9 protein-coding genes are annotated in these 7,911 nt (G+C 67.7%); 6 read left to right on the top strand and 3 right to left on the bottom strand.

From position 1 onward, the window contains the following. Positions 1–409: HPP family protein (locus A37W_RS0114580; protein WP_437437306.1), on the bottom strand; the 409-nt coding region annotated here is incomplete at its 3' end. Between the two features lie 312 nt (positions 410–721). Then, positions 722–1,531, bottom strand: coding sequence for an alpha/beta hydrolase (locus A37W_RS22940; RefSeq protein WP_018303774.1), 810 nt, complete (start codon positions 1,529–1,531; stop codon positions 722–724). Between A37W_RS22940 and A37W_RS23845 the strand changes: the two genes are divergently transcribed. Both A37W_RS23845 and A37W_RS22085 read left to right on the top strand, forming a co-directional pair. Beyond that, on the top strand, positions 1,530–2,306 hold the full coding sequence (locus tag A37W_RS23845) for a hypothetical protein (protein ID WP_156169141.1): 777 nt from the start codon (positions 1,530–1,532) through the stop codon (positions 2,304–2,306). The two genes, A37W_RS22940 and A37W_RS23845, sit on opposite strands and share 2 nt — an antisense overlap. A gap of 109 nt (positions 2,307–2,415) precedes the next feature. Next, a complete protein-coding gene (locus tag A37W_RS22085; protein ID WP_157236495.1) occupies positions 2,416–2,832 on the top strand; it encodes a GntR family transcriptional regulator in 417 nt (138 codons plus the stop codon). Positions 2,833–3,126: 294 nt separating this feature from the next. Here the strand turns inward: A37W_RS22085 and A37W_RS22935 are convergent, their stop codons facing one another. Further along, on the bottom strand, positions 3,127–3,894 hold the full coding sequence (locus A37W_RS22935; protein ID WP_018303773.1) for an IclR family transcriptional regulator: 768 nt from the start codon (positions 3,892–3,894) through the stop codon (positions 3,127–3,129). Between the two features lie 170 nt (positions 3,895–4,064). Here A37W_RS22935 and A37W_RS0114560 point away from each other — a divergent pair, with 170 nt between their 5' ends. The 4 genes from A37W_RS0114560 to A37W_RS0114545 form a co-directional block, all read left to right on the top strand. Further along, a complete protein-coding gene (locus A37W_RS0114560; RefSeq protein WP_018303772.1) occupies positions 4,065–4,511 on the top strand; it encodes a VOC family protein in 447 nt (148 codons plus the stop codon). Further along, positions 4,492–5,577, top strand: coding sequence for an NAD-dependent epimerase/dehydratase family protein (locus A37W_RS22075; protein WP_081617157.1), 1,086 nt, complete (start codon positions 4,492–4,494; stop codon positions 5,575–5,577). Before A37W_RS0114560 ends, A37W_RS22075 begins: the two co-directional genes overlap by 20 nt. A 44-nt stretch (positions 5,578–5,621) precedes the next feature. Continuing rightward, positions 5,622–7,136 carry an ABC transporter substrate-binding protein gene (locus A37W_RS0114550; RefSeq protein ID WP_156169145.1) on the top strand — a complete coding sequence of 505 codons (1,515 nt, stop codon included), beginning with the start codon at positions 5,622–5,624 and terminating at the stop codon, positions 7,134–7,136. After that, a partial coding sequence (locus A37W_RS0114545) for an ABC transporter permease (RefSeq protein ID WP_018303769.1) occupies positions 7,133–7,911 on the top strand: 779 nt, incomplete at its 3' end. The genes A37W_RS0114550 and A37W_RS0114545, both read left to right, overlap by 4 nt.

Here is a 7,911-nt window from a genome sequence, read left to right as displayed (position 1 = left end):
CGAGGACCAGGGCCGCGGTGGTGAGGCCGACCGGCAGCAGCGCGAAGAGAGGGCCCGCCTCCTGCACCGGCGCCGGGTCGAGCGCCGTCAGCAGGGCCACCGCGCCCCCCGGCGGNTGCAGCGCCCGGATCAGCATCATCGCCGCNATCGCCGCNCCGACCGCGACGGNCGCCGCNGCGGGGGGCGGCACCAGCGTCACGACGGCAAGCGCGACGAGCGACGCGGTCACGTTGCCGGCAACCGCCGACCACGGCTGGGCCAGCGGCGAGTTCGGGACGCAGAAGACGAGAACGGCGGTCGCCCCGAGCGGCGCGACGAGGACCAGGGGCGCCAGGCCGGCCGACGCGGCGGCGCCGACGATCAGGCCGCAGACGCCGATGCCCAGGGCCGCGCCAAGCCCCGCCCGCATCTGCTCGCGCCCCGCAAAGGCCGGCATCGCCGGCAGCAGGTGGTGCCAGGCCTCCATCGCGTCGCCTCCCCGTCTTGCGCCGGGCGTTGTGCCTGAAGTTCCGGGGTGACGAAAGCAGGGGCCGTCCGCAGACAGATCATCAGGCTTGGCGGCGCTCAGCTTGGTCAATGCGAGGACATCGACGCGGGGCGCTATCTGACCGATATCGAGCCGGCGTTCGACAAGCGGTCGCGTTCGTGGCGTAGTTCGCTTGGTTGCAAGGGCTCTGAGGAGCTGAAGTGCCCGGCGAACCAGCCGCCGGGCAAGAAGGGCCTAGGACGGGTCGTTCGCCGGGTCCCAGAACGGCGGCGATGTCAGGACGAGCTCCCTGAGATCGCCGAACTCGGCGGCGCCGGGGATGTCGGTCTCACCGGCGATCACGGCCCGGGCGAAGGCGGCCATCCGCTCCTGCATGTAGTCGATGTTCTCGTCGCCATACTGGATTTCGGAGTGGGGACCGCGCACCACGACCAGCTCCTTCGGCGCCGAGGCGCGCTCGAACAGGTCCAGCGTTCCCTCGAGGCCGCCTGACGTGTCCCAGAGACCGCGGCCGATGAAGGTGGCGGGCCATTGGTCGATCGTGTCGAGGACCTCGCTCGTGGGCAGGTAGGCGATGCCGTAGTCCTGACGGAAGGCGCCTTCGCGGATCAGCCGCTCCGGCACGTAGCCCGGGCCCTTCACGAACTCGGCCAGCAGCATTCCGGCCCGCACGTCGTAGTCGCGCGTCGGCCCGCACTCCGGCTCGGCGCTGTCGAAGGCGCAGTCACCGACGTGCATCGCGAAGGCCACCACCATCGACCCCTGCGAGGGTCCGGCGAGGATCACGGGAATGTCCGAGGCGGGCTGGCCTGCGAGTAGCAGGCCCCCGGCGTCCGCCCCCGCCAGCAGATCGCCTTCCGGCGTCACGAGACGCAGGTTCTCTCCGGTTTCGAGCGCGTCGAGTGCACGGAAGATATCGCGCGCCATCTCGGCGTTGTTCGAACCCTGCAGACCGCCGGAAATGCCGTGGCCGCGTTTGTCGAGGCTGAGGACGTCGAAGCCCGCCTCGTTCATCGCGAGGATATAGTCGCGCCACAGGCCCATGCCCCACTTCTCGGACCGATCGGTGGGATATTTCCGTAATCGTGAAGGCGTCGCCGTCGCGGACGAAGCGGACATCGTCCGGGTGCTGCGCGGCCATCATCTCGATCGACCGGCCGGCGACCATCACCACCAGCGCGCGCTGCATGTCGCCGTCCGGCCCCGGCACTCCCTCGCCCTCGAGATACCAGCCGCGGAGCCGCCAGGTCGCATCCTCGGGCACATCCATGAAGGCGTGCTCGTTGGCCTCGGAGGGGACCTCCACCTCGACGGTGTAGGTTCGATCCTCGGCCGCCGCGATGGGTTCGTTGTAGGGCGCGGTGCCGAAGAAGGCGGGGCGGCGGACCTGCGTCAGGTCGATGTCGCCGGCCAGCGGATCGATCGGCCCCGCGGGCGTCAGCGACCCGGTCCCCCGGAACACGTTCTGAAGGCCCTGGCCATCCAGGATCGGGGTCTGCGCGGCAACGCAGTCAGGGTCCGCCTGGCACGTCGCCCACGCTTCGCGGGCTTTCGCATCGGTGAATTCGTCGACGTAGAAGTCGCCCTCGGAGCCCTCGGGCGGAATATGCAAGGTCGGCGTGAACGGCAGGCAGGTCTCGCCGCCGTGCTCGTCGGTCAGATAGCCGGGCCATTCGGCGTCGGTGCCCGACAGGTTCAGCGTCCGGTGGCACTCGGGTTGGGGCGCGCCGGCGCTGACCTCTCCTGCGACCTGGGCCATGGCAGGCGGGGTCAGCCCCGCCATCAGCAGAGCCGTGATCGTTGCGGTTCGCATTCCTGATCCTCCCTTGGATGTGTCACGCGGACAGGGTGACGCGAAGAGTATGCAAGCACACAAAGTTCTTTACACAGAACATTGCATACAATGCAGAAGCGAAAGACCGGATATGATGATCGAGCACCTCACGATCCGGGAGCGCACCTACAACGCGCTTCTCGAGATGATCACCATCCGGCAACTGCAGGTGGGCCAGGTGATCGACGAGGTCAGCCTCGCCCGGATGCTGAACGTCAGCCGGACCCCCCTGCGGGAGGCGATCCGGCAGCTCGTGATCGAGGGACTGGTGACGGCGCGGCCCTACCGGGGCCATGCGATCCGGTCGCTGACGACCAAGGAGCTGAACGACCTCTACAGCGTCCGCAAGGAGCTGGAGGTCCTGGCGATCCGCGGGGCGGTGCCGCGGATGACGGACGCGGACATCGCCGAGCTGGAGGGGCTGCTCGACCGGGGCGTGCAGGCCCCTGCGGACCGGCGACCTGCCCGCCTACGCCAACCTCGACAAGGCGTTCCACGGCCGTATCGCTGAGTTGTCGGACAACGGCACGATCGCCGAGAGGCGGTTGAGGCTTGGGACCCGGACCTCATGGAGTCGCGGGCGCTGCCGTGGCTGACGGGTGCGGTTCGCCGGCGGGCGGAGGGGCTGCTGGCCGCAGCGCGGGGGATGGCGGACGATCCACTGGGCGAGGTGTGGGGTCACTTCGACCCCACGGTTAAAACCTGGCGTGGGATGCTGAGAACGGCAGGCCGAATGGGGTCTACGATTTCGGGCACAGCGGCACCAGTCTCTCAAGCGCAGGAATTTGCCTGTGACCTCATGAGTTCAGCTGGAACGAAGTCGGTCGCCGATCTCCACGGCGATATCCCGAACTGCTTCACGAATCTCGGCCTTGCGACTTGGGTCGACACGGAAATCCGGCGCAGCGATGCCGATGCTGCCGACCAGATCGGCTCCCTCTCTTATTCCCGCGACGAAGCCCCAGATCTCGTCACCGACCTCGTCGCTTCCTTCGGCGGTGAACGTCGACCTGACCGTGTCGAGAGCTTCGTCGTTGAGCAGGTCCGGGTGAAACCGGCTGCGGTCCACTCCGACCGCGTCGAAGTATTTTTGCCGGTCGTTCGAGGTCATGTTGGCGAGATACAATCGGCCGCTCGGGCCGGCGTGGAAGAACAGTGTCTGTCCGATCTCGAATCGAAGCTGAACGGAGTGCAGTGTCTCGGCCAGCTCAACGACGTGGGCCGCCCGCCCGCTCGGCCGGGTGACGTAGGCCGTTTCGTTGAAGCGGTCCCGAAGTGCCAGAACGCCAGGTTTGGCCAAGTCCGCGATCGGGGCCCGGGCAGCGGAGGCCGCCCGCGCGAGGTTCCGCGCAGCGTCCGTGACCCGATACGACTTGCCGCCTGCCCCATCGACGAGCCCGACCTCCCGCAGCAGCGCCACGTAGCGGTAGACCATCGACTGCGTCAGCCCCAGCGTCTCGCCGATGGCGTTGACCGTCCAGGTCGGCTGTTCGGGAGTGAACAGCAACAGCACCTGAAGCAGCTTGCGGCTACTTTCGGCGCCCGCAACGCGACCCTTCTTATCGGTCCCCATCGTGCCCCCTCGCCAACTTCGCCCGGAATGCATGTCGTCCGCGGGGCGTCGAACCGCATCAAGCCGCGGCTCAATTTCTATATAATGAAAACGAGCTTTGACAAAGTAGGAAATCTGGGCGAAGAACAGCAAGAGGCGCCAGTCGCCGAAGATCGGAAAAGGGAAGCCACGTGCCGGACAGCCTTGCTCAGGACGCCAAGACCCGCCTTTCGTTCGACCACGTCGCCATCGCGGTGCCCAGCGTGGGAGAGGGTGTCGAATGGTATGAAAAGAAGTTCGACGCGACCGTCATTGACCGGTGGGACAACCCCGCGGCCGGGATGGAGTGGGCTCATTTGGCCATTGGCGATTTCGTCCTCGAACTGGTCCAGATCCCGCGCCTGAACGCCAAGGAAGCCGGCACCTACGCCTATCATCACATCGCGATCCGGGTTCCGGATTGCGACCGGATGGCGGCGGATCTCGCGGCGCGGGGCGTCGAGGTGAGCATGCCGCCCTCGGATTTCGAACGTCACAACCTGCGCTGGTGCTTCGTGAAGGATTATCAGGGCAACACGATCGAACTGATGTCGAGCCTGTCTCCCGACCGCGCCGAGGATGGCGCCGGAGATGCCTGACCGCGCCCTTGTTATCGGGGCCTCGGGACAGGTCGGCCGGGCCGTCTGCGACAGGCTGGCTGGCGACGGATGGGCCGTGACGGCGGTCCAGCGGCGTCTCGTCGATCTGGGCAAGACGATCCGCACATGTGCCTGCGACCGAGACAGCAGCCAGTTCGACGACATCCTGGCAGAGGGCTTCGATGTCGTCGTCGACATGCGGGCCTTCGGCGAAGGTCACGCCGTGCAGTTGATCCGCCACGCGAACGACATCGGGTCGGTCATCCTGCTCTCCTCCGCGGCCGTCTACCGGGGTGAGAATGGGCGCACGATCGAGGACGGGCTCACGACCGACGAGTGGCCACGCTATCCGACCCTGATCAGCGAGGATGATCCGGTCGTCGCGCCCGACGATACGACCTATGCAGGGCAGAAGCGTGCAGTGGAAGAAGCGCTTCTGCAGAGCGTTCTTCCGACGACGGTCCTGCGCGCCGCGGCGATCCATGGCCCGCACTCGTCGCAACCGCGGGAATGGTTCTACATCAAACGACTTCTCGACGGTCGCCGGCGCTTCGTGCTGGGCTACGACGGCAAGGCAGGGCTGCATCCCGTGGCTGCCGACAACCTGGCCGAGATGGCGCGGCTGGCCGCGCGCCGGCCGGGAGACCGGATCCTGAATGCCGGCGACCCCGGCGCGCCGGTCGAGCGGGACACGGGCGCCGCAATCGCCGCGGCCATGGGCATGGCCGTCGACATCCGCGTCACGTCCGGAACGCCCCCGATCGCAAGCCCCTACTCGCTGCCCTCGGCATGCCTTCTGTCCCTCGATGCGGCGGTGGACAGTCTGGGATACGCGCCGGTCGCGTCGCACCGGGAGGCGATCGCCGGAACGTGCCGGTGGATCCTGGCGGAGCATGCTGCCGGCCGCTTCAAGGGCCGGCTCTCGTCGCGGTTCGGCCCTCCGGGACTGGGGGTCCAGGTGTTCGGCGGCTTCGGGCACGACCCGTTCGACTATCAGGCGGAGGACCGTCTCTGGGAGGAGCTCGAGGGTCCGGACGGGCCTGTCATCGACAAGAGGCGCGCATAGGGCCGACCGGCCGAGGACGCCAGATATCAAAGGGAGGAAAGACCATGAGAACGTTGACACTGCAGCGCCTGCTCGGCTCGGCCTGCGCCGCGGCCGTCGCCGCGCTGCCGATGGCGGCCCTCGCCGTCGAGACGCAGATCGAGCGCGCGACGGTCTCGCTGCCCGCGCCGACCCAGAGCTTCGATCCGACGACCACGGTCTCGGCGACCGACAGGGCGATCTTCGGGCTGACGAACGGCACGTTGATGCAGCAGACCACGTCGGGCGAGATCGTCCCTGGCCTGGCGGAAGCCATCGACTACAGCGAGGACTTCACCTCGGCGACGGTCCGTATGCGCCCGGACCTCACCTTCTCGGACGGGAGCGCGCTGACCGCCGAAGACGTCGCCGCGACGTTCGAGCGGCACATGGCCGCCGGCGGCGGATCGCTCGGAGCCTTCGTCAGCAGGCTGTCGGCCATCGAGGTCGTCGATGACCTGACGGTGCGCTTCGACTTCACTGGCCCGTTCCCGTCCTTCGGCGATTTCTCGTCGGCCGGCAGCTACGGCATCTACCCGTCGGACATGGTCGCCTCCGAAGGGTTCTTCGGCGATCCGGTGACGGCCGGCGCCTATGTCATCTCGGAAGGGTGGTCGGGCAACACGATCGAACTCGTCGCGAACGGGAACTACTGGGGCGGCACGCCCGCGATCGGGACCATCACCTTCACCATCATCGACGACGCCAACAGCGCGGTCAGCCAGCTCCAGACCGGCCAGATCGATTACGCCGGCGATCTGCCGCCGAACTTCGTGACGCCGCTGTCCGGCCTTCCCGACGTGAGGGTCGAGAGCGTGCCGACCTACGGCTTCTACGACATCCGGCTGTGGAACCGTGACGGGCCGTTCGCCGATCCCGACATGCGCAAGGCCGTCTCGCTCGCCATCGACCGCGCGGCGATCGTCAGGGCGATCTGGGGCGAGGCGAATGAGCCCCTCGCGGGGTTCTGGCCGCCGGTCATGGCCGGCTACGATGCCGACGCTGCGGTCGGGGCCGACCTCGAGGCCGCGCGCGCGCTGCTGGCCGAGACGGACTGCGCCGACGGGTGCGAGGTCAGGATGATGTATTCCGACCAGGACTTCCCCTTCGCCAGCCAGCTGGCCCTGATCGTCCAGAACCAGCTTGCCCAGGTGGGTATCGATGTGAGGCTGGAGCGGCTCGAGACGGCGATCCTGGTGGAGCGTCTGTTCGCGGGCGACTACGACATGGTCCCCGGCGCAATGGCCGCGGCCGCGAACGTGCCCGATCACCTGCTGGGCAACGCGCTCCTCGGGACCGGCTTTCTGAAGGCGGAATTTTCGGGTTACGCATCCGAGGAAATGGACGCGGCGATCGCCCAGGTCAACGCCACCAGCGGCGAAGAACGCCTTGCCGCTTTGGCAGAGGTCGAACGGCTGTTCGCCGAGGATCAACCCTACCTGACCTATGCCCCCTGGGTCCGGATGGCCGCAAGCCGGCTGCCCGAAGACGCGCTCTCGCTCGTGGGGACGCAGATGGTCGTGGGCCTCGTCGACGAATGAGCAGGGCTCTGTGGGGGCGGATCGCCACGAAGACGGCGCAGTCGCTGGCGACGCTGATCGTGGTCGTCGTGCTCGTCTTCCTGCTCGTGCGTCTGTCGCCCGGTGATCCGGTGCGGCTGATGCTGGGCTCGGAAGGCAGCGACGAAGCGGTGGCCGCCCTCACGGAGCAACTCGCCCTCGACAGGTCGATCCCCGAGCAGTTCCTTGCGTTCGTGACGGGATTGCTGCGGGGCGATCTGGGGAACTCGCTGGTCCTGCGCGACCGCAGCGTCATCGAGATCATCCTCTCCTCCCTGCCGGTGACGCTGGCGATCATCGGCACCGGGTTGACGGTGTCGGTGGTGTGCGGGGTCAGCCTCGGCCTCATGGCCGCGATCAGCCGGCGGCCGTCCGTCGATCTCGCCGTGCGCACGTGGGCGATGCTACTCTACGCGACCCCGACCTTCCTGATCGGACTGGTTCTGGTGCTGGTCTTCGCGCTGCGGTTCCAGTGGCTGCCAGCGGGCGGCTGGCCCGGCGCATTCCCCGAGAACGTCGTCTTTCTCGTCCTGCCGGGACTGGCGCTGTCCGGGTATCTCATGCCGGTCATCATCCGCACCGTCCGACAAGCGGCTATCGACGTCTCGGGACAGCTCTTCATCGAGGCGGCGCTGGCACGAGGTCTTTCCGGGTCGGCGCTCACCATCCGGCACATCCTTCCGAACTCCCTCCTGCCGGTCGTCACGCTGGTCGGGATCAACCTCGGCGCGCTGCTCACCGGCGCCATCATCGTCGA

Origin of the sequence: Wenxinia marina DSM 24838, from assembly GCF_000379485.1 — a bacterium.
GTDB lineage: Bacteria > Pseudomonadota > Alphaproteobacteria > Rhodobacterales > Rhodobacteraceae > Wenxinia > Wenxinia marina.
This window is presented reverse-complemented; position numbering and strand designations above follow the sequence as displayed.

Coding starts and splice junctions, on each gene's coding strand:
- A37W_RS23845 (WP_156169141.1), top strand. CDS start 1,530: ATGCCCCACTTCTCGGACCGATCGGTGGGATATTTCCGTAATCGTGAA.
- A37W_RS22940 (WP_018303774.1), bottom strand. CDS start 1,531: ATGGGCCTGTGGCGCGACTATATCCTCGCGATGAACGAGGCGGGCTTC.
- A37W_RS22085 (WP_157236495.1), top strand. CDS start 2,416: ATGATCGAGCACCTCACGATCCGGGAGCGCACCTACAACGCGCTTCTC.
- A37W_RS22935 (WP_018303773.1), bottom strand. CDS start 3,894: ATGGGGACCGATAAGAAGGGTCGCGTTGCGGGCGCCGAAAGTAGCCGC.
- A37W_RS22075 (WP_081617157.1), top strand. CDS start 4,492: ATGGCGCCGGAGATGCCTGACCGCGCCCTTGTTATCGGGGCCTCGGGA.
- A37W_RS0114550 (WP_156169145.1), top strand. CDS start 5,622: ATGAGAACGTTGACACTGCAGCGCCTGCTCGGCTCGGCCTGCGCCGCG.